This is a genomic window from Variovorax soli, assembly GCF_031454625.1.
In the GTDB taxonomy this organism is placed as follows: domain Bacteria; phylum Pseudomonadota; class Gammaproteobacteria; order Burkholderiales; family Burkholderiaceae_C; genus Variovorax; species Variovorax soli_A.
Window position 1 is genome coordinate 1 of sequence record NZ_JAVDRF010000011.1, and the last position, 26,094, is coordinate 26,094.

General features: G+C 68.1%; 26 protein-coding genes. 15 read left to right on the forward strand and 11 right to left on the reverse strand.

Annotation, left to right across the window (positions count from 1 at the left end):
• The 6 genes from J2739_RS21270 to J2739_RS21295 form a co-directional block, all read right to left on the reverse strand.
• On the reverse strand, positions 1-105 hold a 105-nt coding region (locus J2739_RS21270; RefSeq protein ID WP_309905711.1), incomplete at its 3' end, for an FAD-dependent oxidoreductase.
• A 209-nt stretch (positions 106-314) separates the two neighbouring features.
• Positions 315-1,241: a class I SAM-dependent methyltransferase gene (locus J2739_RS21275; protein WP_309905316.1), complete on the reverse strand. Its 927-nt coding sequence runs from the start codon at positions 1,239-1,241 to the stop codon at positions 315-317.
• Positions 1,231-1,491, reverse strand: a complete 261-nt coding sequence (locus J2739_RS21280) for a hypothetical protein (RefSeq protein WP_309905318.1) — start codon at positions 1,489-1,491, stop codon at positions 1,231-1,233. The genes J2739_RS21275 and J2739_RS21280 overlap by 11 nt, the downstream gene beginning before the upstream one ends.
• Positions 1,484-4,618 (reverse strand): efflux RND transporter permease subunit, encoded by a 3,135-nt coding sequence (locus J2739_RS21285; protein WP_309905320.1) that lies wholly within the window; start codon positions 4,616-4,618, stop codon positions 1,484-1,486. The genes J2739_RS21280 and J2739_RS21285 overlap by 8 nt, the downstream gene beginning before the upstream one ends.
• Positions 4,615-5,760: an efflux RND transporter periplasmic adaptor subunit gene (locus tag J2739_RS21290; protein WP_309905321.1), complete on the reverse strand. Its 1,146-nt coding sequence runs from the start codon at positions 5,758-5,760 to the stop codon at positions 4,615-4,617. Before J2739_RS21290 ends, J2739_RS21285 begins: the two co-directional genes overlap by 4 nt.
• Positions 5,757-7,238 (reverse strand): efflux transporter outer membrane subunit, encoded by a 1,482-nt coding sequence (locus J2739_RS21295; protein ID WP_309905323.1) that lies wholly within the window; start codon positions 7,236-7,238, stop codon positions 5,757-5,759. Before J2739_RS21295 ends, J2739_RS21290 begins: the two co-directional genes overlap by 4 nt.
• Positions 7,239-7,495: 257 nt before the next feature.
• Between J2739_RS21295 and J2739_RS21300 the strand changes: the two genes are divergently transcribed.
• From J2739_RS21300 to J2739_RS21325, 6 genes are all read left to right on the forward strand, one after another.
• Complete coding sequence (locus J2739_RS21300) at positions 7,496-8,134, forward strand: TetR/AcrR family transcriptional regulator (RefSeq protein ID WP_309905325.1); 639 nt, start codon at positions 7,496-7,498, stop codon at positions 8,132-8,134.
• Between the two features lie 102 nt (positions 8,135-8,236).
• Positions 8,237-8,443 (forward strand): cupin domain-containing protein, encoded by a 207-nt coding sequence (locus tag J2739_RS21305; RefSeq protein ID WP_309905713.1) that lies wholly within the window; start codon positions 8,237-8,239, stop codon positions 8,441-8,443.
• 307 nt (positions 8,444-8,750) lie between these two features.
• Positions 8,751-9,131 carry a response regulator transcription factor gene (locus J2739_RS21310; RefSeq protein WP_309905327.1) on the forward strand — a complete coding sequence of 127 codons (381 nt, stop codon included), beginning with the start codon at positions 8,751-8,753 and terminating at the stop codon, positions 9,129-9,131.
• Positions 9,132-9,189: 58 nt separating this feature from the next.
• The gene (locus J2739_RS21315) at positions 9,190-9,408 is read left to right on the forward strand and encodes a hypothetical protein (protein ID WP_309905329.1); all 219 of its coding nucleotides are present in this window, start codon (positions 9,190-9,192) and stop codon (positions 9,406-9,408) included.
• A gap of 59 nt (positions 9,409-9,467) precedes the next feature.
• Positions 9,468-10,109: an enoyl-CoA hydratase-related protein gene (locus J2739_RS21320; RefSeq protein WP_309905331.1), complete on the forward strand. Its 642-nt coding sequence runs from the start codon at positions 9,468-9,470 to the stop codon at positions 10,107-10,109.
• A gap of 276 nt (positions 10,110-10,385) precedes the next feature.
• On the forward strand, positions 10,386-11,597 hold the full coding sequence (locus J2739_RS21325; RefSeq protein WP_309905333.1) for an NAD(P)/FAD-dependent oxidoreductase: 1,212 nt from the start codon (positions 10,386-10,388) through the stop codon (positions 11,595-11,597).
• Between the two features lie 103 nt (positions 11,598-11,700).
• On the opposite strand, the gene J2739_RS21330 is transcribed toward J2739_RS21325, so the two are convergent.
• The 4 genes from J2739_RS21330 to J2739_RS21345 are packed head-to-tail and all read right to left on the reverse strand — an operon-like array spanning position 11,701 to position 16,892.
• Entirely contained in the window at positions 11,701-13,284 is a 1,584-nt protein-coding gene (locus tag J2739_RS21330) for an acyl-CoA synthetase (RefSeq protein WP_309905335.1), read from the reverse strand.
• Positions 13,284-14,450, reverse strand: a complete 1,167-nt coding sequence (locus J2739_RS21335) for an acetyl-CoA acetyltransferase (RefSeq protein ID WP_309905337.1) — start codon at positions 14,448-14,450, stop codon at positions 13,284-13,286. The genes J2739_RS21330 and J2739_RS21335 overlap by 1 nt, the downstream gene beginning before the upstream one ends.
• Positions 14,451-14,482: 32 nt before the next feature.
• Positions 14,483-15,709, reverse strand: a complete 1,227-nt coding sequence (locus J2739_RS21340) for an MFS transporter (protein WP_309905338.1) — start codon at positions 15,707-15,709, stop codon at positions 14,483-14,485.
• A 4-nt stretch (positions 15,710-15,713) separates the two neighbouring features.
• Positions 15,714-16,892, reverse strand: coding sequence for an alpha/beta hydrolase family protein (locus tag J2739_RS21345; protein ID WP_309905340.1), 1,179 nt, complete (start codon positions 16,890-16,892; stop codon positions 15,714-15,716).
• 144 nt (positions 16,893-17,036) lie between these two features.
• Here J2739_RS21345 and J2739_RS21350 point away from each other — a divergent pair, with 144 nt between their 5' ends.
• Genes J2739_RS21350 through J2739_RS21360 form a run of 3 tightly spaced genes read left to right on the forward strand, consistent with a single transcriptional unit; the run spans position 17,037 to position 19,367 of the window.
• Positions 17,037-17,360: a 2Fe-2S iron-sulfur cluster-binding protein gene (locus J2739_RS21350; RefSeq protein WP_309905343.1), complete on the forward strand. Its 324-nt coding sequence runs from the start codon at positions 17,037-17,039 to the stop codon at positions 17,358-17,360.
• A gap of 4 nt (positions 17,361-17,364) precedes the next feature.
• The gene (locus J2739_RS21355) at positions 17,365-18,183 is read left to right on the forward strand and encodes an SDR family NAD(P)-dependent oxidoreductase (RefSeq protein WP_309905345.1); all 819 of its coding nucleotides are present in this window, start codon (positions 17,365-17,367) and stop codon (positions 18,181-18,183) included.
• On the forward strand, positions 18,180-19,367 hold the full coding sequence (locus J2739_RS21360; protein WP_309905347.1) for an MFS transporter: 1,188 nt from the start codon (positions 18,180-18,182) through the stop codon (positions 19,365-19,367). Before J2739_RS21355 ends, J2739_RS21360 begins: the two co-directional genes overlap by 4 nt.
• A 2-nt stretch (positions 19,368-19,369) precedes the next feature.
• Here the strand turns inward: J2739_RS21360 and J2739_RS21365 are convergent, their stop codons facing one another.
• Positions 19,370-20,074: an NIPSNAP family protein gene (locus J2739_RS21365; protein ID WP_309905349.1), complete on the reverse strand. Its 705-nt coding sequence runs from the start codon at positions 20,072-20,074 to the stop codon at positions 19,370-19,372.
• Between the two features lie 86 nt (positions 20,075-20,160).
• Between J2739_RS21365 and J2739_RS21370 the strand changes: the two genes are divergently transcribed.
• From J2739_RS21370 to J2739_RS21395, 6 genes are all read left to right on the forward strand, one after another.
• Complete coding sequence (locus J2739_RS21370) at positions 20,161-21,111, forward strand: quinone oxidoreductase family protein (protein WP_309905351.1); 951 nt, start codon at positions 20,161-20,163, stop codon at positions 21,109-21,111.
• Between the two features lie 13 nt (positions 21,112-21,124).
• Positions 21,125-21,730, forward strand: a complete 606-nt coding sequence (gene wrbA / locus J2739_RS21375; RefSeq protein ID WP_309905352.1) for an NAD(P)H:quinone oxidoreductase — start codon at positions 21,125-21,127, stop codon at positions 21,728-21,730.
• Positions 21,731-21,768: 38 nt separating this feature from the next.
• Entirely contained in the window at positions 21,769-22,614 is an 846-nt protein-coding gene (locus J2739_RS21380; protein WP_309905354.1) for an IclR family transcriptional regulator, read from the forward strand.
• Between the two features lie 151 nt (positions 22,615-22,765).
• A complete protein-coding gene (locus tag J2739_RS21385; protein ID WP_309905356.1) occupies positions 22,766-23,614 on the forward strand; it encodes a response regulator transcription factor in 849 nt (282 codons plus the stop codon).
• Between the two features lie 81 nt (positions 23,615-23,695).
• A complete protein-coding gene (locus J2739_RS21390; RefSeq protein ID WP_309905358.1) occupies positions 23,696-24,298 on the forward strand; it encodes a hemerythrin domain-containing protein in 603 nt (200 codons plus the stop codon).
• The gene (locus tag J2739_RS21395) at positions 24,271-26,046 is read left to right on the forward strand and encodes an FAD-dependent monooxygenase (RefSeq protein ID WP_309905360.1); all 1,776 of its coding nucleotides are present in this window, start codon (positions 24,271-24,273) and stop codon (positions 26,044-26,046) included. The genes J2739_RS21390 and J2739_RS21395 overlap by 28 nt, the downstream gene beginning before the upstream one ends.
• Positions 26,047-26,094: the final 48 nt, after the last annotated feature.

Genomic DNA, 26,094 nt, shown 5'->3' on the forward strand with positions numbered 1-26,094 from the left:
CGGCACGCCGGTATCGAGAACGGTGACCTTGCGGCGGGCACGGCCGAGCTGCAGGGCGGCGGCGAGGCCGGCAAAGCTGCCGCCGATGATGATGACGTCATTCATGGTGATGGGCTCCGTGTTGTGGATGGAGGGGGGTGGGCTAGGCCGGGCGCGCAATATCGTCCAGCGTTACGCGCTCGAGACGGGCAGCGAGCAGGGCTTCGGCATCGGCGAGACAGTCGCCCATGACTTTATTGACCGATCGGACGATGCCGCATTCATCGAATGCATCAAGGCCTTCGGGCCAGTATGGCGACGCTTGTGTCCGATGCTCATGCTAAATCCTCCTTTTGCGGGGAAGCGGCTTGCCGACGGTCGGTTTGATGTGGTTGTAATGTGGGATCACTCTCAGCGCCCGGTGATGCTTGAGCCGGCTTTCGAGCGAGAACTTCGATCGGGATGATTCGCGCCTCGGAAAGGCCGCGTGACACGTTCGCCGTTGCCTGGCTCGCGATCTCCCGATCCATTAGCATCGCCGCGCGGCTCGGCGGCTTCTCCCCGCGCTCGACAATCGCGCGAGCGCGCGCGCCAAACGCGAGCGCTTCCTCGCGAGTGCTGTGCAATCGAATGACGTCGAAACCCGCCTCCAGTAGGTTGCGCCGCGTCTCCTCCGGTGTCGACAGGAAGCTGGTGCTCGCGCTCCTCGCCCAAGGCGCTGGATAGTCGAGTTCCCCGCCTTCGCCCTTGGCAATCTCCGAGAGCGCCAGCCAGCCGCCCGGCTTGAGCACCCGGTGAATCTCGCGATAGAACGCGCTCTTGTCAGCGATGTTCATCGAAACATTCATCGAGTAAGCGCCGTCGAAGCTGCCGTCGGCGAACGGCATCGCGAGGGCATCGCCGATCTCGAACGTGATCCTGTCCTCGAAATCGAGCAACTGCGTGAGGTGGCGGGCAACGGCACAGAATTCCGGCGTCAGATCGATCCCGGTGACCAGGCGACCGAAGCGGTTTGCGAAGTAGCGCGCGGGCCCGCCGATTCCGCTGCCTATGTCCAGAATGTGGTCAGAAGCGGTGGCACGGACCAGGTTGGCAACTTCCGTTGTCGCCTCCAGTCCGCGACCATGAAATTGGTCGTATGGCGCAAGCGCCTCCATGCTTGGGTGATCGGGGTCGATCCCGTCCTCCGCCAACGCCGCATTGAGACGCGAGAGAAGATTGCCTCCGCCGTAGTGCCTGGAAACTTCGCGATCAGTGTTCATCGAAATCGTCCTTTAGCAGGTGCCGTGGGTGGATGTCGGTGCAGCGGCCAGCCGCCTTGGGTCGGCCCTGTCGTTGACTGCCATCAAGCGCTTGAAAAATGCTGTCATCGTTGCCAGCAATGAGCGCGTAGCCTCCATCCTTGCAGAGATAGGCATCGCTCGCAGCGATCCCAGGCAGGGCGCTAGCGGCCGCGGCGCGGCGAACCCCTTCAATGAACATGACAAGCCCGGCCTCGATGCGCTCAAGCATGGGAACCTTCGTCCGCAAGTCGTGCGCCGAGCGCTGGCGTTGCTTCTGCAGGCGGCTGTGCGGGGCTGTCGCGCCGGATGCGGAACCAGGCGGCGTACAGCGCCGGCACGAAGACGAGCGTCAGCGCCGTGGCCACCACCAGGCCGCCCATGATCGCGATGGCCATCGGTCCCCAGAACACGCTGTGCGTGAGCGGGATCATCGCCAGCACCGCCGCTGCGGCCGTCAGGACCACCGGACGCGAGCGCCGCACCGTGGCGTCGACGATGGCGGCCCAGGGCGCGATGCCGCGCGCGATGTCCTGGTCGATCTGGTCGACCAGGATGATCGAGTTGCGCATGATCATGCCGCTGAGCGCGATCACTCCGAGCAGCGCGACGAAGCCGAACGGGGCGTTGAACAGCAGGAGCGCCGGCACCACGCCCACCAGCGCCAGTGGTGCCGTCATGAACACCATGAACAGGCGCGAGAAGCTCTGCAGCTGGATCATCAGCAGGGTCAGCATCACCGCGAACATCGCCGGGAACACCGCGAACAACGCCACGTTGGCCTTGTCGCTCTCCTCGATCGCGCCGCCTTCCTCGATGCGGTAGCCCGCCGGCAGGCTGTCGATGATCGGCTTGAGCGACGGCCGGATCTTCGCCGTGGCGTCCGGACCCTGGACGCCATCGACCACGTCGCTGCGCACGGTGAGTGCCATGTCGCGGTTGCGCCGCCACAGCACCGGCTCTTCGAAGCTCGGCTCGACGCGGGCCACCTGCGACAGCGGCACGGCAACGCCGTTGCGGGAGAACACCTGCAGGTCGCCGAGCTGGCCGATGCTCCTGCGCTCCTCGGGCGAGGCCCGCACGACCACGTCGATCAGTTCCTCGCCGCGACGGATCTGCGTCACCGGCGCACCGTCCAGCGCGGTCTGCACCAGGCCCTGGATGTCGGCGCTCGACAGGCCGAGCAGGCGGGCCTTGTCCTGGTCGACGTGGACCTGCACCGAACGCACCTGCTCGTTCCAGTCCAGCTGCGTGTCTCGCACCAGTGGGCTCTTGCGCACCGTGTCGCGCACGCGGTAGGCGATCTCGCGCACCTGCGCCTTGTCCGGCCCAATGATGCGGAACTGGACCGGGAAACCTACCGGCGGGCCGAACTCCAGACGTGTGACGCGCGCATTGACGTCCGGGAAAGCCTCGTCCTTGGCGAACAGCTCCATCAGTCGATCGCGCACGCGTTCGCGCTCTTCGATGCTGGCTGTCTTGACGACGAACTGGGCGAAACCCGGATTCGGCAGTTCCGGTTCGATCGACAGGTAGAAGCGCGGCGTGCCGCCACCGGTGTAGGCGGTGAAGAACTCGATGTCCGGGTCCTTCGCGAGCCGGGCCTCGAGCAGCTTCACCTGGGCCGACGTGGCGGCGAACGACGCCCCTTCGCGCAAGCGCAGGTCCACCAACAGTTCGGGCCGCGAGGCGGTGGGGAAGAACTGCTGCTGCACCGCCAGCATGCCGGCACCGGACATGGCGAAGACCAGCACCGTGATGGCGAGCACCCAGGCCCGGCGATGCACCGCCCAGTCGACGATGCCGCGCAGCCGGCGGTAGACGGGCCGGTCGTAGGGGTCGTGGTGTTTGCCGTGTTCGTGCTGGCTCGCCAGGTTCTTCGGCAACAGAAGCACACCCAGGTACGGCGTGAAGATGACGGCCACCAGCCACGACAGGATCAAAGCCGTTCCGACGACCCAGAAGATGCCCCCCGCGTACTGGCCCGCGATCGACTTCGCGAAGCCCACCGGCATGAATCCGGCGGCCGTGACCAGCGTGCCGGTCAGCATCGGAAACGCCGTGGACGTGTAGGCGAAGGTGGCCGCGCGCAGCCGGTCCCAGCCTTCCTCCAGCTTCACCACCATCATCTCGACGGCGATGATGGCGTCGTCGACCAGCAGGCCCAGCGCGATGATCAGGGCTCCGAGCGAAATGCGGTCGAGGTTCCAGCCGGCGGCATACATCACGCCTGCCACCAGCGCGAGCACCAGCGGCACCGACGCGGCGACCACGATGCCGGTGCGCCAGCCGAGGAAGACGAAGGACACCGCCAGCACGATCGCGAGCGCCTCCAGGAACGAGCGCTCGAACTCCCAGACCGACTCGGCCACCACGCGCGGCTGGTCGGCGTATTGCTGGATCTCGACCCCGGCCGGGATCTCCTGCCGGATCTGGGCCAGCCGCTGCTCCAGCGCCTTGCCGAAATCCAGCACATTGCCGTTTCGCTGCATGGTCACGCCGATGGCCAGGACCGGCACGCCGTTGTGACGGATGCTGAAGCTGGGCGGGTCCTCATAGCCGGTGCGCACGGTGGCGATGTCGGCCAGTCGCAGCAACTGACCCCCGACTTCCAGCGTCACGTTGGCGACGTCCGCGGCGCTCTTGAGCCCGCCGTCCACGCGCACCTGCACACGGTCGTGCGTGGCGTCGGCCGAACCGGCGGGCGTCACCAGGTTCTGGCGCGCCAGCGCGTCGAACACCGTGGTCGGCGGGATGCCGAGCGACGCCAGGCGCCGGGTCGACAACTCCACATACATCCGCTCGGCCTGCTTGCCCAGCACGTCCACCTTGGCGGCACCGGGCACGCTCTGGAGGCGGCGCTTCACGTCCTCGGTGAGCGTCAGCAGTTCGGCCATCGACAGATCAGGTGCGCTCAAGGCATACAGCACGCTGTAGCGGTCGTTGTACTCGTCGTTGAAGAACGGCCCGCGCACGCCCTCGGGAAACTCCTGGCGCACGTCGCCGATCTTCTTGCGCGCCTGGTACCAGGCGTTCTCCAGCTCCTGCTTGCTGCTGCCGCCCTTCATCCACAACGTGATGCCGCCGTAGCCCTGGCGCGAGAAGCTGCGCACGTACTCGAATTGATCGAGCTCCTGCAGGCGGCGCTCGATGCGGTTGAGCACTTGGTCCTGCACGTCCTGCGCGGTGGCGCCGGGCCACACGACGATGGCCGTCATCTGCGGCACGTCGAAGTTGGGGTCCTCGAGGCGCCCGAGGCGACTGAAGGATAGGACGCCGACGATGAGCGTCGCAATGATCAGGAACAGCACCATCGGCCGATGCGTGACAGCCCATTCCGAAAGATTGAAGCGCTTCATGAACTGCTCTTGGCAACAGCGGCCGTGGCGGAGACGGGGGTGCGCTCGATGGGACGCACGGCAGTGCCCGCATCGAGCTTCTGAGCGCCCACGCTGACGACCTTGCTGCCCGCGGTCAGTCCCGTGACCTGAACCGTGGCGTCGTCGATGGCCAGTACCTGGACCGGTGTGAACACCAGGCCCGAACCCTTGGCGTTCACAGTCCACACGCCGGCGGGGCCGCTGCCCTTGACCAAGGCACTCACGGGCAGCACCGCGGTCGCGGGGCCCGCCTGCGGTGCCGACAGCATCAACTGCATCGTGCTGCCCAGCGGCAGCGCAGCCACGGTTTCGCGCGCTTCGGGCGCGGCCGAATAGCGCGCGCGGTAGGTCCGGCCTTGCACGCTGGCCTGCGGCGAGAGCTCACGCAGCACGAGACGGACCTGCGATTTCGGATCGTTCCATGAGGCCGCCGTGGCGACCAGGCTTCGCGCCCGGCCGACCCAATCCTCGGGCAGCTCGGCGACGATTTCGCGTTCGCCGTCACGGGCCAGCGACAGCACGGGCTGGCCTTCCGCGACCACCTGGCCGCTCTCGAAGCGCAGCGTCGTGACGACGCCTGCGTAGGGAGCCACCAGCGTGGCGTAGGCCTCGCGATTGCGCGCGAGCTCGAGCTGGCGATTCGCTTGGTCCAGGCGCGCTGCAGCGGCGTCGGCACGCGCCTTCTGCCGCTCGTGGTCGGCGGCGCCGACCGATCCGTCTGCGAGCAGCCGGCGGAAGCGCGCCTCGTCGGAAGCGGCCTGCTGCGCATCCACGGACGCGGCCCTCACCTGGTCCGCTGCCGCCTTCACGGCCAGCTGGTAATCGGCCGGATCCAGACGGGCCAGGACCTGGCCTGCCTTGACGCTGCCACCGACTTCCACGAGCCGCTCGACCACCTTGCCTGCGGTCCGAAAGCCGAGCTCCGTCTCCACGCGCGCACGGACCACCGACGTGAAGCTGCGGGTCTGCGCGGAGTTGGCCGGTGTCACGGTCGTCACGAAGACGGGCTTCACGGCGGCGGCCGGTGCGGGCGGTTCGCTGCAGGCCGTCAGCAGCAGGCTGGCGACCGCGATGCTCGAGAGCGAGAGGGCTGGGAAGATGCTGTTCAAAGGGTCGTTCATCGCGGCGTCCTTGCGGCAAGTGAAGTCATGTCGGTGCTGGGCTGCGTCATGGGAAACCCACCGCCCAGGGCTTTGTAGAGCTGCACGTCGGCCAGCGCCTGCTGCAGGCGGCTCTCCGACAAGGCCAGTTCGCTGGCCAGCACCGAGCGCTGCACGTCCAGCAGAACCAGCAGGTCGATCTGGCCTTCGCGCTGCAGCGACTCGGCGCGCTGCAGCGAACGGCGGCGGTGCTCGACGGTGAGGGCGAGGGCCGCGTTTCGCTCGGCTTCCTGCGAGCGCACGAGCAGGCTGTCCTCGACTTCCTGGACCGCCACCAGCACCGCCTTCTGCCAGGCGAGCAGCGCCTCGTCAGCGCGCGCGGACTGCACGCGAACGCCGGCGTCGATGCGGCCGGCGTTGAAGATCGGCATCGCAAAGGCCAGGGCGACGTTGGAGAAGTGAACCGGCGCGAGATCGAGCGCGTTCAGCCGCAAGTCTTCCCGACCCACCAATGCGTTCAGGAACAGTTTGGGCCACCACTGGGCCCGGGCTTCGGCAGTGCGCAGCGCCTCGGCACCGACGCTCGCCTCGGCGGCGACCAAGTCGGGGCGACGCCTCAGCAGCTCGCTGGGCTGGCCCGCCGCGATGGCGCGCTCCGCCGGCCACGCGAAACCGTTGTCGGCGTCGACAACGCGCGCCGACGGGTTGCGGCCGAGCAGCACGGCCAGCTTCGTCTGCGTGGTGCCGAGCAGCATCCGCAGCGCCGGCACCTGGGCATCCAGCGCGTCGGCTTCGGCGCGCGCGCGGTCGTGGTCGAACGCACTGGCCTGGCCTTCGCGCAGCCGGCTTTCCACGCGGCTGGCGGTGTCACGTTGCGCCTTCGCCAGAGCCTGCACGATGCGCAGCCTCTCATGGGCGCTGCGCAGCACGAAGTACTGGCGCGCTACCTCGCTGGCGACCAGCAGGCGGGCGCCTTGCACTCCTGCCGCCGCTGCCGTGGTGTCGGCCTGCGCCGCGTCGCGCGCAGCCCGCACGCCCCCCGCCAGGTCGATCTCCCAGGCTACGTCGATTCCGGCACGCAGCGCGCGCGTGTCGGGCATCCCTTGCTTCACGGACGCAGGCAAACCGCTGCTGCTGCGCGATGCGGAAGCCTGCACGCCCACCGCCGGCCACAGCCGGGAGGCCTGGGCATCAGCGCCCGCGCGGGCCTGGGCGACGCGCTGGAGCGCGATGGCGATGTCCTGGTTGGCGCCAAGCGCCTCCTCAACCAGCGCGGTGAGAGTGGAATCTCCCCAGGCGGCCCACCACGCATCGCCCGTGGCTTCCCCTTCCGCCTGTGCCGCATGGCTGTGGGCAAAGGCGGCCGCGAGGGGCACCGAGGGCGCGGGAGCCTGCACGGGGGGTGTCGAGCACGCCGACAGCACGACCCATGCCGCGAGCGACAGGAGGCGGGTTGCCCGGGGGGCCGGCCCGCGGCTGCGCCAGGAGAAGGAAGTCATGGGTCGATTGATTATTGGACTACAAGTCCAGTAATGTGCAGATAATATAGTGAACTGTCAAGGTCACTTAATATCCACGACGTCCGCCATGATTGATGGCCCGCTGCTTCCGCTCGCGCCGCTCGCCTTGCGTATCGGCGGTCCAGTCGTTCGTCTGTTGTGTCGTGGGGGCTCCTCGGGTCGCCGTCAGTTACTGGACTACAAGTCCAATAAGGCGCTTGAGCTATAGTGAACTGTCTAATCCACTAAATCTGCCCATGGCCCGCCCCCCAGCTCCAGCTCCCAAGCCCCAACGAGGGCGGCCACGCGATCCCGAGCGCGGCAGGCGCATCCTGGAAGCGGCGCAAAGGCACTTCGACGAGCATGGCCTGGAGCGTGCCAGCGTGGATGCCATCGCAGCGGACGCCGGTGTGTCCAAGACGACCGTGTACAACAACTTCGGCTCCAAGGAGAGGCTGTTCCAGGCGGTCGTGCGCGACAGGACGGCGACGGTGGTGGCTGGCGTCGCGGGCGCCGGGGCGCTGGATCCGGACCAGCCGGAGAAGGCGCTGCTGGCGATCGGCGCCCGGTTTCTCGCACTGGCGCGCGGCGACGCCCTGGGCGCGTTGCGCGCTGTCTACGGCGTCGCGGGGGCGCAGCCGGAAGTCTGCCGTGCGTTATACAAGGAAGGCCCGGAGCATGTGAACGGAGAGCTGGCTGAATACCTGCGCCGTGCCGACGCGGCGGGCACGCTGAAGGTGCGGAACCCGCTTCAGGCGGCGGACCTGTTCCTGTCGATGTTCCTGGGCTCCGGGCACATCCGCGGACTGCTCAAGCTCGAGATGCCGGATTCCCGGGAAAACAGGGCTCTTCTGCGCGAGGCCGTACGGGTCTTCATGGCGGCCTACGGCGCGTAGGCTCCACGAGCGGCCCGAGCTCGCGCTGGCGCTGAGCGCGGCAGTCCCCGTGCTCGGGCGGAAGCGACGGGTGGCCGCATCGGCCGCAAGCACATCCGCGCCATCCAGCCGTTCAGCGAAGAGACGGGTTGGCACTGGCACGACATGAACACGCACTTCGTTTACGCCTTGAGGGGTTTGATCAGGTTCCGGCTCGACGGCGCAGACGAAGCGGTCACCGTCGTCGCCGGCTCCTGTCTCAGCCACCCCGGCGGCGTGGCGCACAACGTGATCGGGCAATCCCACGATCTCGAGATCATCGAGCGCTAGGGTCGTGGCCGCGTTCGGGACACGAAACCACCGAAACCCTGATTCGCAGCGCGCTGCCTTCGTTCGTGCTCCCGGCAAAATCCCGCGGAGCTCACCCAAGCCAGCGTCGTCCACGTTGACGAAGAGCGCTTGCGCAATGACTTCTCACTGGCGCAGCTCGGGCGCATCGCGGGCACGCTCGGCCTCTCCCCTGGGGGCCTTAAGCGCCTAAACCAAAGTCGTAGAGCGCGTGACGCACGTCCAATGGTCTTGGACGTGCAATCGGCCTAGTCTTGCGTCAACGCTCAAGACCCGCAAGGAAATCCAAGTGCGCAACAACCCGACCGTGGCGATCGTGGACGACGATGAATCGGTTCGAGACACCACGAAGGACCTGCTCGAATCCGCCGGCTTGTCCTGCGCCACTTTCGACTCCGCCGAGAGCTTCCTCCATTCGAAGGACACCTGCGCCATCCGATGCCTCGTGGCCGACATGCGCATGCCGGGGATGACCGGTCTCGAGCTGTACGGCCACCTGGCCGCCGCCGGCACCCCGATTCCCACGGTCCTGATCACCGCCTACCCCGACGAACGGACGAGCGCGCGCGCCTTGAAGGCGGGCGTGACCTGCTTTCTCGCAAAGCCCTTCAGTCCGGAAGACCTCCTTGCCTGCATCGAGGCCGCCGTGCGCGAACGCCATCCTGCATGAGGCGCACGACCACGCTTCCCGGAACTGCTTCATCCAAATGAACCACGAGGACACCGCCATGCATGCCGCCCACCACTCATCTGCCGCACCGTCCGCCTTCGAGCTGCGCTTTCCCTCGCTCAGCGGCACGGGCTGCGCCCTGTCATTTCCCTGTGATGCCAATGGGTCGGTGCACATGGACAGCCTAAGCGAGCGCGCCCGAAACAACTACCTTCTTGCGCGCGCACTGATGGGCCGCGACTACGGGTGGCCCAGCGTGCTGGCCTCGCAGACCTGAAGCGAGGAGAAAAGCCATGTGCGATGGATCGGCCGAAATCCCGGAAGGTGGGGTGCCACTTGCATTCGCTGCAGAACCTCCTCTATAAAAAAAGGGCGGGGATCGCCTACGTCACGATCAACCGCCCGCAGGCGATGAACGCGCTGAGCCACACGGCGCTCGAGGAGCTGAGATCGGTGATGGAGGACGCGCGCGCGGACCCTGTCGTCCAAGGCGTGATCGTGACCGGCGCGGGCGACAAGGCCTTCGGCACCGGGTCCGATCTCAGCGAGAGCACGTCGATCTCCGCCGTCGATGCGCAAGCGTTCACGCGCAGCGGCCGGCGTGCGTTCGATCTGATCGAGCACCTCGGCAAGCCGGTGATCGCCGCCATGAATGGCTTCGCATCGGGCGAAGGGTGCGAACTGGCGATGGCGTGTACCTTGCGTCTTGCAACGGCGCATGTGAGATTCGGCGGGCCGGAAGCGAAGGCCTTCGTTCGCGGCTTCGGCGGAACGCAGCGCCTGCTGCGTCTTGTCGGCAAGGGCCGTGCGCTGCAGCTCATACTCACGGCGGACACGATCGACGCGACGGAAGCACACCGGAACGGACTGGTCAACGAGATCGTCGACGCAGACCAGCTCATCCCCCGTGCGGAAACGATCCTCGGCCGAATGGCCCTGGACACGCCAAGCTCCGAGTCGAAGCGCGCCATCACATGAAGGCCCCGGTTGCTCACGGCATCGAATGTCCCCTTTGCAGGGACAGACAGCCTGCGTCTTTGAAGTGACCATTCCGGGCTTAGGAGGTACGTTGATGGAATGGCTGCTCCCGTGCAAGCTGGAATGTGACGAAGCCCAGATGGGTGGACATCAGAAGGCGTGTCCCCAGACCAGTGAATCTGAGCCTCAAGGGTATGCGCTGCATTCGACAGAACAAGGCGGCGCCCCATGGGCGCGCGTTGACGCAGCAACGGCCCGCTTCTGGAGGAGCTCGCAATGCAGCGGGTGGTGATCATCGGCGCCGGTCACGCTGGCTTCCAATGCGCCGCGTCCCTGCGGCAGGAAGGCTTCGGCGGCAGCATCGTGCTGCTCGGCGACGAGGCTTGCCTGCCCTACCAGCGCCCTCCGCTCTCCAAGGCCTACCTGCTTGCGAAGGCGAAGGCCTCGGACCTGCTTTTTCGCCCTGGGCGTTTCTTTGACGAGCATCGGGTTCAGCTGGTGCAGGGGCGGGCGGAGTACATCGACCGCCGGGCGCAGCGCGTCGCGCTGCAATCCGGCGATAGCATCTCCTACGACCACCTGGTGATCGCCACCGGCTCCAGCCCGCGCAAGATCGCGCTCGAGGGCGCGGCCCTTGACGGAGTAGTGAGCCTGCAGACATTGAGCGATGCTGACGGACTGCGGGAGCGCCTGGCGGCCAGCCGTCGTGCGGTGGTGGTGGGTGCGGGCTTCATCGGCCTCGAGTTCGCTGCCGTGGCACGCACGCTCGGACTGGACGTCACAGTGGTTGATGTCGCCGACCGAGCACTGGCCCGCGCAGCGTCGGCCGAATGCGCCCAGATCGTTGTTGAATCGCATGTGCGGAGCGGAAGCCGCCTGCTGTTTCGATGCGGCATCTCGGCTCTCGAAGGAAGGAACGGGAAGATCGCCGCTGTGCGCACCGCGGACGGCCAGGAACTGCCCGCCGACATCGTGGTGGTCGGCATCGGCGCGGAGCCGCGGACGCAGCTCGCGGTGCGAGCCGGGCTGGCCGTCGAGAACGGCATCAGCGTGGACGAGCAATTGGTCACCTCCGATCCGGCGATCTCCGCCATTGGCGACGTAGCCGGCTTCCCCGATCAGGTGTCGGGCCGGCGGATCCGACTCGAGTCGGTGCAGAACGCGTCCGACCAAGCACGCAGCGTGGCCACGCGGCTGACGGGCAAGGCGGTGTCGCACAACCCGGTCCCCTGGTTCTGGAGCGACCAGGGCGAGCTGAAACTGCAGATCGCGGGACTGCGCGCCGCGGACGACGAACACGTGGTCTTGGCGGAGCCGCAATCCCGCGCATGCACGGTGCTCTGCATCCGTAACGGGCGACTGGCCGCGGTGGAGACCATCAACCGCGCCGGCGACCACATGCTGGCGCGGCGTCTTCTGGCCAAGGGGGTCCACATGACCGGCGCGCAGGCGCGAACGCCCGGCTTCCAACTCAAGGATCTCAACTGATCCCCCCTTTTTGGCGGCCTCCGGCCCCGAAGCGAGAGCAGATTGCGCGCCACCTCCAGGCCCATGGCGCCCAGGCCGATGAGCCCGACGCGGGGCGCTCGGGTCACGCCCCGATCTCGCCGCGCTCGAACAGCTGCTGCCGGATGTCCTTCTTCGCGATCTTCCCGTAGCCGGACTTCGGCAGCACGTCCCAGAAGAACAAGTGATGCGGCCAGCGGTAGCGCGCGCAGCGGCCCTCCAGGTGCGCCATCAACGCGTCGCGATCCACCTGCGCACCTTCGCGCTTGACCACCACGGCCACACCGACCTCGCCCCACTTGCGGTCCGGCACTCCCAGCACCGCCACCTCGGCGACGCCGGGATGCGTCAGCAGCACCTCTTCCACTTCGCGCGGGTAGACGTTGGAGCCGCCCGAGATGTACATGTCCGATTCGCGGCCCGTGATGAAGAGCAGGCCGCGCTCGTCCATCCTGCCGAGGTCGCCCGTGTGGAACCAGCCGCCGCGCAACGCCTTTTCGGTCGCTTCCGCATTGCCGTGATAGCCGGCGAACACCGCCGGGCCGCGACAGCAGATCTCGCCGACTTCGCCCGCGGGCAACGGCCTCAGTTCGGCGTCGAGGATTGCCACCTCCATGCCGGTGCGCGGGCGGCCGCAGCAGCCGATGTTGGCATTCGGGTCTGCGTCGTCAGCCGAGTGCATATCCGGCGGCAGCACGGTGATGTTGCCGGTCACCTCGCCAAGGCCGAAGTACTGCACCAGCACCTTGCCCAGCTTCTGCAGCGCCAGCTTCTGGTCAGCGCGGTACATGGGCGCGCCGGCGTAGATCATGTAGCGCAGCGAGCTGTGGTCGTAGCGGTCCACCGCGGGGTCCTCTACCAGGATCTTGACGATAGTGGGAACGGTGAAGAGATTGGTAACGCGGTACTTTTCCACCGCTTGCCAGAAAGCCTCGCCCTCCAGCTTCTCGCTGGCCAGCAACACCGTGGGCGCTCCGCGCGCGACGTTCAGCAGCGCATGGATGCCCGCGCCATGCGACAGCGGTGCGACCGCGATCGAGCAGTCGCGCTCGGTCGTGCCGGGGATCAGATCGGCCAGGTGGTTGGTGACCACAAAGGACATCTGCCCGTGCGTCAGCACGCCGGCCTTCGGGCGCCCCGTGGTGCCGGAGGTGTAGAAGAACCAGAGCGGGTCGTCGCACCCTACCGTCTCGTGCTCCCCGGGCAGGTCGAGGTGATCACGCACCAGGTCTTCATAGGAATGCTCGCCGGCGCGTGGCGTGCCAATGGCGATCACGTGCTTCAGCGCCGACGAAGCTTCGCGAACCGCATCGGCATGGCCCGCGAAAACGTCCTCCACGATCATGGTGCTGGCGCCGCTGGAGGTGCCCAGGTACGCCACCTCCGACGGCGTCAACCGGAAGTTGGTCGGCACCCAGACGCAGCCCAGTCGAAACGCGATCCAGCAGCTTTCGAACATCTGCACGTTGTTGCGCGACTGCACGAGGATGCGGTCGCCCTTGCGCAGGCCCAGCTTGCGCAGCGCCGCGGTCATCGCTGCGACGCGCCGTTCCATCTCGCGCCAGGTCCAGGTCCGACCGCCGTCCTGGATCAGCGCCGGCCGGTCCGGAAAGAGGCGTGCCGTGTGCGTCAGCAGCCGCCCGAGATTCATCACCTGCGCTGCGTTCATCACGCGCTCTCCAGGATGCTCAGGTAGCTGGCGACCGCGGAGCCGCCCATGTTGAACACGGCGCCGACGCGGGCGTCGCCCACCTGCATGCCGCCGGCGGTGCCCGACAGCTGCATCGCCGCCATCACGTGCTGCGACACGCCGGTGGCGCCGATGGGATGCCCCTTGGACTTCAGTCCGCCGGACGGATTGACGGGCAGCTTGCCGTCCTTGCGCGTCACTCCGTCGAGGATCACGCGCGCGCCCTGTCCGTGCGGCGCCAGCCCCATCGCTTCGTACTCCAGCAGCTCGGCGATGGTGAAGCAGTCGTGGGTCTCGACGAACGACAGGTCGCCCAGCTTCGCTCCGGCCGCCTCCAATCCCTGCTGCCAGGCCATCGCCGCACCCAGGAACTGCGTCGGATCACGGCGGGACATCGGCAGGAAGTCGTTGACGTGCGTGCGGGAGCGCCAGCGCACCGGCGACACCTTCGCACCGGCCAGCGGCTCGGTCGACAGCACCAGCGCGGCAGCGCCATCGGACACCAGCGAACAGTCGGAGCGCTTGAGCGGCCCTGAGACAAAGGGGTTCTTCTCCGAAGGCGTGCGGCAGAACTCGAAGCCGAAGTCACGCCGCATGTGAGCGTAGGGGTTGTGCATGCCGTTGGCGTGGTTCTTGGCCGCGATCGCCGCGAGCGCATCGGACTGGTCGCCGAAGCGCTCGAAGTACTTGGTCGCGATGCCGCCGAAGATGCCGGCGAAGCCGGCGGGGTCGCTGCCTTCTTCCTTGACGTAGGAGCACTTGATCAGCGTGGCCGCTACCTCCGGCGTGCGCAAGCCGTTCATGCGCTCCATGCCGATCACCAGCGTGCGCTTCATGCGGCCGGCCGCCATCGCATCCAGCGCGGCCCAGATCGCCGCCGAGCCGGTCGCGCAGGCGTTCTCGGTGCGCACCGCCGGCGTGTGGCGGAACTCGGGCATCGCCACCGCCGGCAGCGAGGCGGTGAAGTCCTGGCCGACGAAGCCGGCGTTGAAGTGGCCGACGAAGATGCCGTCGATGTCCTTGGGCCCCAGGCCTGCGCTGTCCAACGCCGGTTGCACGGCGTCGCGGATGAGTTGCTCCAGTTCGACGTTGTCCAGCTTGCCGAAGGGCGTGTGGCCCCAGCCGGCGATGTATGCGTGGGTCATGATGATTCCTCGTGGATGAAGGGGTGGACGATTCAGGGGGTGACGGGTTGAATGACCTCGGGGCGGCCATGGCGCTGCACCAGCGTCAGGGCAATCAGGCCGGTGGCTGCGACCAGCAGGCCTGTGGTGAACGACAGCACGGCGGCACTGCCGCTGCGGTACATCACCCCCATCCAGGTGCCGCACAGGAACGCGGCGGCGGCGAAGATGAAGCCGCCGAGGGCCGAGGCGGCACCGGCCTCCAACGGGAACGGCGTGGCCATGCCGACATGGCCGCAGGGTTGATGGATGCCGTAGGCGAGCAGCATCAGCCACAGGCCGGCGGCCAGCGTGACAGGTGTGTGCGCATTCGTGAGTTGCGGCGCGATCAGGAGGACGGCGGCTGCCAATGACAAGAAGCCCGCGCGGCGCACGGAGACCACGATGCCATGCGCCGCGATCCAGCGCCGGCAGAGGAAGGTGCCGATCAGGTAGGCGACGGATGCCCCGCCTATCACCAACCCGAAGGCCACGCGCGAGACATCGAAAGTCTCGATGAAGAGGTAAGCGGAACTGGAGAAGAAGCCGAAGTTGGCCGCGAAACCGCACGAGTTGAGGAGGGTCCAGGACCGGAAGGCCGGGTTGCGGGCGATGCGTGCATAGCCGGCGAACAGCGGCCCCCACTGCAAGGCGCCGGGATTGAGCGCACGCGCCGTCTCCGGCACCCGCAGCAGCACCAGCGCGACGCCGGCCAAGCCGCACAAGGCCATGGACCACAACGTGGAGCGCCAACCCAGCGCCTGCGTCAGCAGCGCACCCGTCACCGGGATCAGCATGGTCATGCAGGCCAGCACGGACATCGCGACGGTCATGACATGGGTGCCGTGCTGTTGCTCGAACAGGTCGCGAACCATGGCGCGGCCGCACACCATGGTGGCGGCGATGCCGACGCCTTGCATCGCGCGGGCGGCGATGAGCACTTGGACGCTCGGCGCCAGCGCGCCCAGGCCCGCACCAGCGGCGTACAGCAGGAAGCCGGCCACCAGCACCGGCCTGCGGCCGAAGCGGTCCGCGGCGGGACCCCACACCAGCTGGCTGAGACCGAAGCTGAACACCAGTATGGCCAGTGTCAGTTGCACCACGCCCACGGACGCGGCGTACTCGTGACGGATCGCGGGCAACGCTGCCAGGTAAAGGTCAGTGCCGAGCGGCTGCACCGCCGTGGCCAGGGTCACGACGAGGACGACCAGCGCCGGCCCCATGGCCGCCTTGGCGTTCAAGGGGTCAGGGCTCCAACAGGCCGCGCTGCTGCAGCCAGCCGCGGATCAGCGCCGTGGCTTCCTTCAGCAGCTCGGGCTGGCCCGCGTAATAGTGGGTGGCGCCCTTGATGATGCGGAAGGTCTTGTCGGGCGACGCGGCCGCCTCGTACAGCATCCTGGGGTGCGTCTGCGGCGCAGCGTCGTCTGCGCTGTTCTCGATCACCAGCAGCGGGGCCTTGATCCGCTTGGCGCCCTCCAGGCCGTTGCCGCAAGAGTCGTCCAGCGACCATTGCGACAGCCAGGAGCGCAATGTGGTGAAGCGGGCCAGCCCCACGGGGCCGGTATTCACCGTCTCCGGGTTGCCCATGTAGCACCAGCGCGGCTTGCGGTCGTTCGGGTCCAGCGTCGGATCCAGGAAGCGCGGATCAGCCAGTGTGCGGTGGACGATGAAGGGGCGTTCCATCTCGCCGGTGTCGCGCGTCTTCAGCTTTGTCAGCGTCTGCTTCACCCACGCCGTGATGCGCCGCATGCGGGCCAGCTGGGCGGCGCGGTAGCGCTGGATGTACTCGGGCGAGTACGGTGGCTGGTTGGGGTTGCGCGGATCGTAGATGTCGAGTTCGACATCGCGCTTGTCCGGATCGAGTTCATCGTTCACGGAAGGATCGATGGCCTCCGCCAGCAGATGGGCTCGCGACAGGTGTGCCGCCTGGAAGATCACCGCATCCGCCGGGATCAAGCCCGCGCCCTTGAGGTCGACGGGGTCGCCGGCCGGCGTGTGCGTGATGCTGGGGTTTTCGGCCTCGGCCTGGTAGCTCACCGCCAGCGCGCCGCCGCCGGACCAGCCGACCAGCACCACATGCTTGTAGCCCCAGACCTCCTTGGCGTGGCGAATGTACGCGCCCAGGTCGAGCAATACCTTCTCCATGATCAGCGCGGTGTCGTTGCGCTGGTAGCGGCTGCCCGCGCAGAGCACGTGCGCGCCGGTCTCGGCCATCGCACGCGGGACCGGCAACAGCTGCAGGGTGGAGGCCGGGTGCATGAAGACCATCAGCGTGTCCGACGCCTTGTCCGCGGGCCGGAAGCGGATGCCTTCGAGGTTCACCGCGCCCTGGTTGCCGGCGAAGCCGTAGGTTTCGGTGAAGGCGGCACGCTCCTCGTACTGGAGGTGCACCCATTCGGTCTGGACGGCGAGGGCTTGGGTCATGGGACGACTGTAGGTGGGTGCCGCCGCCACCACAGTCCCCCGGCGGCGGTACAGCCTGCGGGATCGGGAGGACCGAGCCCACCCTGCGCGACCGTCCCCTCCGAGGGGACTGACAGTCAGGCCCAGGCGGCTGACAGTGACGCCATGACCAAGGCCACCTTCATCTGCGCCGACGGCGCACGCCGCGACGTCGACGTCGCCATCGGCACCAACCTCATGCGCGCTGCTTGCGACCACGGCATCGACGAAATCATCGGAGACTGCGGCGGCGCGCTCAGCTGCGCCACCTGTCACGTGTTCGTCGAGGACGGCTATGCCGATCACCTGTCCTCCATGGCGCCCAGCGAGGACCAGATGCTGGACTACACCGCCGCCGCTCGCCAGGCCAACAGCCGCCTGGCCTGCCAGATCGTCATGAGCGCCGCCACCGAAGGCATCGTGGTGCGCATCGCCAATCCGCAGGTCTGACGGCATGGCTGAATCCTGGCTTCAGCTCGAGGGCAAGGTTTGCGTCGTCACGGGCGCGGCCGGTGGCATCGGCATCGGGATCGCGCGTGAACTCGCGCAGGTCGGCGCCAGGGTGGCCCTGCTGGATCGCGACGAGCCAGGCGCGGCGAAGGCCGCGGCTGACATCGCAAGGACGGGCGCGCGCGCCATCGCGGTCGCCTGCGACATCACCGACAAGGCCGACGTGGAACGCGCCGCCGCGACCGTGGAACGCGAGCTGGGCCGCTGCGACGTGCTGGTGAACAACGCCGCCACCATTTACGCGGCGGCGCTGATGGACATCGAGCTGGAGCGCTGGAACCAGCTGATGGCCGTCAACCTCAACGGCTTCCTGCTCTGCGCGCAGGCCTTCGGCCGCCAGATGATCGCCGCGGGCGGCGGCAGCATGGTGCATGTCGCCTCGATTTCGGGCCGCGTGCCGCAGCCGTACAGCGGCCCCTACAGCGTCAGCAAGGCGGGGGTGAAGATGCTGTCGCAGTTGCTGGCCGTGGAACTGGGCGAACACCGGATCCGCAGCAACGTCGTGAGCCCGGCGATGGTGCGCACGCCGTTGACCGAAGGCATCTACCAGGATCCCTCCGTGCTGAAGAAGCGCGAGTCCATCGTGCCGGCGGGGCGCATCAGCGGCCCGAAGGATATCGCCGAAGTGGTGGCCTTCCTCGCGAGCCCGCGGTCCGGCTACGTGAACGGCCAGGACGTGCTGGTCGATGGCGGCCTCAGCACCACCTGGCTGTCGCTGATCCCGCGCCCCGGCTTCGAGAAGCAGGACGCGGGAAAGGCATGACCGGCCTGCGGCGAAGCGGCCTGGCCGCGCTCGCCACGGTGCACTTCTGCAGCAGCGCGATGATGCGCGTCTGCGATCCGATGTTGCCCGCACTGGCGCAAGCCTTCGGCGTCACCACCGGCCGCGCCGCGCTGACCGTTTCGGTGTATGCGGTGGCCTACGGCCTGCTGCAATTGCTGTTCGGCCCGCTTGGCGACCGCTACGGCAAGCGGCGCGTGATCGGCTGCGCCGCGCTGGGCTGCGTGGTGGGCAACGTGCTCGCTCTGTTTGCGATGAGCCTGGAAATGCTGGTGGTGGCGCGCTTCCTTGCCGGCGCCACCGCCGCCGGCATCATCGCGCTGGTTCTGGCCTGGGTCGGCGACACCGTGCCGTATGCCGACCGGCAGCCGGTGCTTGCACGCTTCCTCATGCTGTCACTGGGCGGGATGATCGCCGGCCAGTGGGTGTCGGGCGTGCTCACCGAATGGCTGGGCTGGCGCGCAGTGTTCGCGCTGCTGGCCGTGGTGTTCTGCTCAGGCGGGCTGGCGATCCGCTTGAATCGCGACGTCCGTGCGGAACCCGTGCAACCACCCTCACCCAACGGCCACTTGCGCGACATCCTCAACGTGCTCTCGGTGCCGTGGGCGCGCTGGATGTTGCTGATCGTGATGGTCGAAGGCGCCTTCGCTTTCTGTGGCCTGGCATTCCTGCCGGCCTTCCTGGTGCGCGAGTTCGGGCTCGGCCTGTCGGCGGCGGCCGCCGTGGTGGCGCTGTACGGCGTCGGCGGCTTCTTCTATGCCTTCACGGCCCGGCGACTGCTGGCGGTGCTGGGCGAAAGCGGCATGGTGCTCGTCGGTGGGCTCGCGCTGGGCATCGGCTGGCTTGCACTGGCCGCCGGCCATCACTGGGCGTTGTCGCTGCCGGCCTGCCTCCTGGCCGGGGTCGGCTTCTACATGCTGCACGGCACGCTGCAGACACACGCCACCCAGATGGTGCCCGCGCTGCGCGGCACTGCCGTCAGCCTGTTCGCCTCCACCATGTTCCTTGGCATCGCCGCCGGTGTGGCCGCGGCCTCGGCGGTGGTGGATCGCGCCGGGACGCGCCCTGTGTTCATGGCCTGCGCAGTCGCGCTGGCGGCGCTTGGTGCCGTGTTCGCCTTCAGTCTCCGGCAACGCACGGCGGCAAGTCCGCACCCGGCTTCCTAGCATCAATCCGCGCTGCGCCCCAGCCCCGCGCGGATCGTCATGCCCGGCGCCGGGTCGAGCAGGTTCACTTCGGCGCGCTGGAAGAATGTCGTCCCGTGCTGCTTGCGCTGCTCGGCGAAAGCCGCGCGAAGCGTCTCGTTGCAGTCCAGCGCCTGGCGGCCCGCGTGCCACTTCGCAGCATCCTGCCAGGCGTACAACAGCACGATCTTCTGCATGCCGGCGCCGGAGGCCATGTCCCATACGGCCAGCACGCGAGCGCCGGCCTCGCGCACCAGCGGCAGCCAGGTTTGCTGCAGGAACACGCTGGCATTGGCGTTCTGCCCCGGCGCGATCTGCTGCTGCACCAGCTCGTGCAGGCCGCGCACCGCCGTCGCCCGATCGTCTTCGATGCTCCACGCCACGTTGGGCTTCATGAAGAACAGGTCGTGCCGCTCCACCATCTCGTGTCCGGCATTGGTCTCGGCGCGGATGCGCCACCACTCGGCGTCCGCGTAGAAGCTGGCCCACACCGCCTCCCGGTGCGCGTAGTCGCGGTACGCCATCAGGTAGACGAAGCGCGGCGCGTCCGGGCCGGCCACCGCATTCCAGCGCGCGACGCAATCGACGCCATGCCTGGCGAACAGCGCCGGGAAGTGCTCGTTGAAGCGGGTGTGCACGTCGGCCATGCGGCCGGGGGCGACGGAATAGAGGCGCAGCTCGTAGATCATGAAGTCCAGCTTAGCTGCGCGGCCACTGCTGTCTGTCCCGTCGAAGGGGGGCATACCGCACCGCGGGCGCTGCCTATGCTGGCTGGATGAAAGCCATTGTCTCCACGGCCGAAGGCGCGCGGCTTGCCGACGTGCCGGCGCCGCAGCCCCAGCCCAATGAAATCCTCGTGCGCGTGAAGGCGGCCAGCCTGAACCGTGCCGACCTCGCCGGACTCGCGGCCAGGGACGGCAAGGTGATCGGCATGGAGTGGGCGGGCGAGGTGGTGGAGGCGGGGCCTCAGTCCGGCGGCTGGAAGCCGGGCGACCGCGTCATGTGCACCGGCGCCGGCGCCTATGCCGAATACGCCGTCACCGACGGCGGCCGCGCCTGCAGGATCCCGGACAGCACCCTGCCCTACGAGGAAGCCAGCATCCTCGTGCTGGCGCTGCAGGCCATGCACGATGCCCTCGTCACCCACGGGGAACTGAAGCGCGGCCAGGACGTCCTGATCCACGGCGCCGCCTCCGGCGTCGGCCTGATGGGGCTGCAGATCGCGCGACTGCTCGGCGCCCGCAAGGTGATCGGCACCTCCACCAACGCCGCGCGCCGCGCGCGGCTGGCCGAGTTCGGCGCCGACCTGGCGCTCGACCCCGGCCAGCCCGACTGGCACCAGCGTGTTCTCGAGGCCACGGGCGACAAAGGGGTGGAAGTCGTCGTCGACCAGGTCACCGGCAAGCAGTTCGCGCAGACCATGCAGACGGCCGCGGTCGGCGGGCACATCGTCAACCTCGGGCGCCTCGGTGGCGCCGGCGGCGAGTTCGACTTCCAGTTGCACGCACTGCGCCGCATCAGCTACATCGGCGTCACCTTCCGTACCCGGTCGGTCGACGAGATCCGGACGCTCAACGCGAAGATGCTGGCCGACCTCGGCAGCGCCATCGGCGAGCGCCGGCTCAGGCTGCCGATCGACAGCCGCTATCCCTTGGCCGAAGCCGCCGCCGCGCTGGAGCGCATGAGCGCCAACCTGCACTTCGGGAAGATCGTCCTCACCCTCTAGACAAGAAGAAGCCATGGCCAATGTCACCATCGTCTACTACAGCAGCACCGGCCATACCTGGCAGATCGCCCGCGCCGTCGAGGAAGGGGCGCGCGCCGCAGGTGCGAAGACGCGCCTACGCAAGGTGCGCGAACTGGCCGGCGTCGAAGCCATCGCCGCCAAGCCCGCATGGAAGGAACACCTGGAGGCCACGCGCGACGTGCCGGAAGCCACGCTGGACGACCTGGACTGGGCCGATGGCTTCGTCTTCGGGACGCCCACCCGCTTCGGCCTGCCGACGGCGCAGTTGAAGCAGTTCATCGACACCCTGGGCCCGCTGTGGTCGCAGGGCAAGCTGCAGGACAAGGCGGCCGCCGCCTTCACCGGCGCCGGCAACGTGCATGGCGGCCAGGAGGCCACGCTGCTGGCGCTGCACAACGTCTTCTACCACTGGGGTTCGATCATCGTGCCCGTGGGCTACACCGACAAGCTGCTGTACGCAGCGGGCGGCAACCCGTACGGCGTGAGCTTCACCGACGGCCGCGGCAAAGGGTTGCCGGAGGAAAAGTTGGCGGCCGCGCGATTCCAGGGCCAGCGCATTTCGCGTTTTGCTTCCATCCTGGCCGCGGCCCGCACCTGAGTCAGGTCGGCATGGAAGCCCATGCTAGGCTGATGCGGATGAACCCGTCCACGCCCACGACCGACGAAGACCTGCCTGGCAACGGCGCTGCCGTGAGCGACGAGGATGCTGGCGGCGTGCAGGCGGTCGACACCGCAGTGCGCGTGCTGTCGGCGCTGATCGACACCGGCGCGCCGCTGATGCTGAAGACGGTGGCGGAGCGCGCCGAGATGCAGCCACCCAAGGCCCATCGCTACCTGGTGAGCTTCTGCCGCAGCGGCCTGGCCGAGCGCGACGCCGCGAGCGGTGGCTACCGGCTGGGTCCGCTGGCTGTGCGCATCGGGCTGACGGCATTGCGACGATTGAGTGTCGTGCAGGTGGCATCGCCCACGCTGGGCGACCTGCGCGACGAGCTCGGCTTCACCGTCGGCCTGGCGGTCTGGGGCGCGGCCGGGCCGACCTTCGTGCGCTTCGAGGAAACGAACGATGCGCTGATCATCAGCGGCCGGCCTGGCTCCGTCATGCCGATCCTCACTTCGTCCACCGGGCGGGTGTTCGGCGCCTACCTTCCCCCGTCGGTGACCGCGCCGCTGATCGAACGGGAAATGGCTGGCTCGCAGCATCCGGGCGCCACCCCGACCCGGATTGCAAGCAGGATGAGCAAGCCCGACGTGGAGGCACTGTTCGAGGAGGTGCGCCGCCACAAGCTCGCGCGCGTTCAGGGCGACGTCAACCCGGGGCTGCATGGCATCTCGGCACCGATCTTCGATCACGCCGGCGCGGTGGTCGGCGTGATCACCGTGATGGGGTCGGCGGGCCTGATCGACACGCGGCTGGACGGCCCCGTCGCATCGACCCTGGCCGCGCGCGCGGAAGAGGTTTCGCGCCGGATGGGGTGGGCCTGAATGGTTGATTCATCACGACAGCGAGGGTATCCACTGACACGATTGGATTTCGATTAGCGTAATCTGATTACGGAATCTGAAACCCGCCACGGATCGCAGAAATCCGGGCAGCGCTCGCCTCGGAGCGTGCCAGCCATACAAGGAGACAACCATGATGACAGTGATGGTTCAGGATCGGCCTGCTGCCGGCCACAGCGCGGAGAGCGCCCTGGCCCGCCTGATCGACGGCATGGGCAACGACCGCTTCGGCCCGGCGCTGGCGAGCTACCTGCATTCACTGTGCGGCGCCGACCACTTCGCGGCCTTCCGCCTCGGGCGGGACGAGCTGCGCGAAGTGGCAGCCTGCTGCGTGCAACCGGAGCGCACGGCGCGCGACCGCGTCGAGAGCTACGTGAAGCAGGGCCTGTGGAAGCACGACCCGGCGATGACCGAGGCGCAACGCTGCGTCGAGGGCGGCGCGGCCACGATCATCCACGTCGACTTCAGCGACCACGGCTACGACGACCTGCGTCCACGGGTGTACCCGCACGTGCGCGACCGCATCCTGCTGTGCGGCCACAGCGTCAATGGCACCTTCGGCCTGAGCGTGCTGCGCGCCGACTCGCATGCGCCCTTTGCCCACGAGGCCATCGAAAAGCTGGGCCAGGCGGCCGAGTTGCTGGTGGCCATGCTGGCCAAGCACGCCGACGTCTGCCAGAGCCGTCCGAACGTGGCACAGGCCCTGACCTCGCTGCCCGAGATCGAGAACTGCATCGTCGCGACCAGCCCTCTGCCGCGGCGCGAAGCCGAGGTGTGCGCCCGTATCCTTTACGGCCTGTCCTCGGTCGGCATCGCGCTGGACCTGACGGTGAGCGAGGAAACCGTCAAGACCTACCGCAAGCGTGCCTACCAGCGCCTGGCCATCGGCAGCGAGCGCGAGCTGCTGACGTGGTACCTGGCCCGTTGGAGCCGCTGGAGCGCCGAGCGATTCGAGGCCGCGGCCTCCACCGCGCTGCACTGAGCGCGTCTCGGCGTCCCCCGTCGCGGGGACTGACCCCGACGCGCGGCCGTGCGTCAATGCGAGCATGCCGACGCACCGCAGATGAACCTCATGCAGCCGCCTGCCATCCAGTTGATCGTCGAGGACCACGAGGCCCTCGCAGCGGTGCTGCGGGCGCTGCGCGACGCGGTGGAGCGCGCCGGCAGGCCGGGCAGCGCGCCGGACTTCGACGCGCTGCGCGCCATGCTGTTCTACCTGGACGAGATGCCCGCGCGCGTGCACCACGCCAGCGAGAGCGAGCTGCTGTTCCCGCGCATCCGCGAGCGCTGCCCGGCGCTGCGCCCGGTGCTGGACCGGCTGGAGGCCGAACACGAGCGCGGTGAATCCGCCGTGCGAGAGCTGGAGCACGCCCTGACCGCCTGGCAGGTGATGGGCGATGTCCATCATGAGTCGTTCGAGCTGCTGGTGCGAACGCATGTCAACGGATACCTCGGCCACATGGAGGTGGAAGAGAGCTATGTGCTGCCGGTAGCGTTGGACTTCCTGTCGCCAGCCGACTGGCGCGAGCTCGCCGAGGCGCTCACCCGTCAGCGCAGCGAACTCGGCGCATCGATGGCGCAAAGCCACCGCTCACTGTTCGCGCGCATCACGCTCACCCATCCCCTTCAGAAATGCCCATGCAAGACATCGAAGTTCCCGTCCTGATCGTCGGCGGCGGCGGCTGCGGCCTCGCCTCCTCGCTGTTCCTGTCGCGGCAGGGCATCCGCAGCTTGCTGATCGAGCGCCATCCTGCGCCCGGCCGCTTGCCCAAGGCGCGCTACGTCAGCCAGCGCACGATGGAGCTGCTGCGCCAGTTCGACGTGGCCGACCGCGTCTACGAGCGCTCGATGCCGCTCAAGCACATCTCGCACATCCGCTGGTGCACCACGCTCGCCGGCGACGGCGAGCTCGACCGACGCACCTTCTACCGCATCGAATCCTTCGGTGGTGGTTCGCTGGCGCAGCACTACGCCAAGGACAGCCCCTGCGAGTCGACGCTGTTCCCGCAGGTGCGCATGGAGCCGCTGCTGCGCGAGATCGCCTCGGCGGAGGACAACGCGCAAGTGCTCTACAACCACCAGCTGCAGTCCTTCGAGCAGGACGAAGGCGGCGTGACCGCGATCGTGCGTGATCGCGCCACCGAGAAGGACACCCGCGTGCGCGCCAAGTACCTGATCGGCGCCGACGGCGGCAAGACCGTCGGGCCGGCGGTGGGTGCCGCCATGACCGGCGCCACCGACCTGGCGCACATGGTCACGGTGTACTTCCGCGCCGACCTGTCGCAGTACTGGGACGACGACTACGCGATGACGACCTGGTTCGTGAACCCCGAAGGCGGGTCGTGGGCCAGCGGCGTGCTGGGGCAACTGGGCCCGACCCGGTTCGGCCGGCACTCGGAGGAGTGGATGTTCCATTTCAGCTTCCGCCCCGACGATCCATCGCGCTTCGAGGAGGCGTCGCTCCTGCCGCGGATGCGCGAACTGCTGAAGATCCCGGACCTGAACCCGGACATCATCGGGATCGGCCACTGGACGGTCGAAGGCGTGCTGGTCGATCGCTACCGCTGGGGCCGCGTGCTGCTGGCCGGCGATGCCGCGCACCGCCATCCGCCCACCACCGGCCTGGGCCTGAACTCCGCGATCCAGGATGCGCACAACCTGGCATGGAAGATCGCCGCGGTACTGAAGGGCCAGGCCCATGACAGCCTGCTCGACAGCTACGAGGCCGAACGCCGACCGGTGGCGGCGGCCAACATCCAGTGGGCGCTCATGACTTTCCAGAACCACCAGCTGACCGATGCCGGCATCGGGCTGGTGCGCGGAAACGCCGAGCTGAGCCAGGCCAACTTCCGCCGCTACTTCGCCGACGACCAGGAAGGACGTACGCGGCGCGCGCGTCTGGCACAGATCATGGATGTGCAACGCATGGAATGGCAGGCGCACGACATCGAGCTCGGCTACCACTACGACATCGGCGCGGTGATGCCGGATGGCACGCCGACGCCGGAGCGCGATCCGCTGGGACAAGTCTATGTGCCGACCACGCGGCCGGGGCATCGCCTGCCGCATGCATGGCTCGAGCGCGATGGCCAGAAGCTTTCCACGCTCGACCTGGTCCAGCCGGGCCGCTTCGTGCTGCTCACCGGACGCGAGGATTCAGGCTGGGCCGAGGCCGCGGCGGCCGTGGCGCGCATCAGCGGCGTCCCCATCGAGGTGGTCGAGATCTCGGACGCGTCCGCGGTGCGCGATGCAGACCGCCGCTGGCGCCACCTGCGCGGCGTATCCGCCGATGGCGCGGTCCTGGTGCGGCCGGACCAGCACGTGGGCTGGCGCTCGATCGGGCGCAGCAAGGAGGCGCAGGCTACGCTGGCGGCAGCGCTGGCCCGAATTCTTCAACGCGACATCAAGGCCTGACCTGCACGCCCGCGGCGAAGCGGGCCGGCAGAAAACAAGGAGACATTC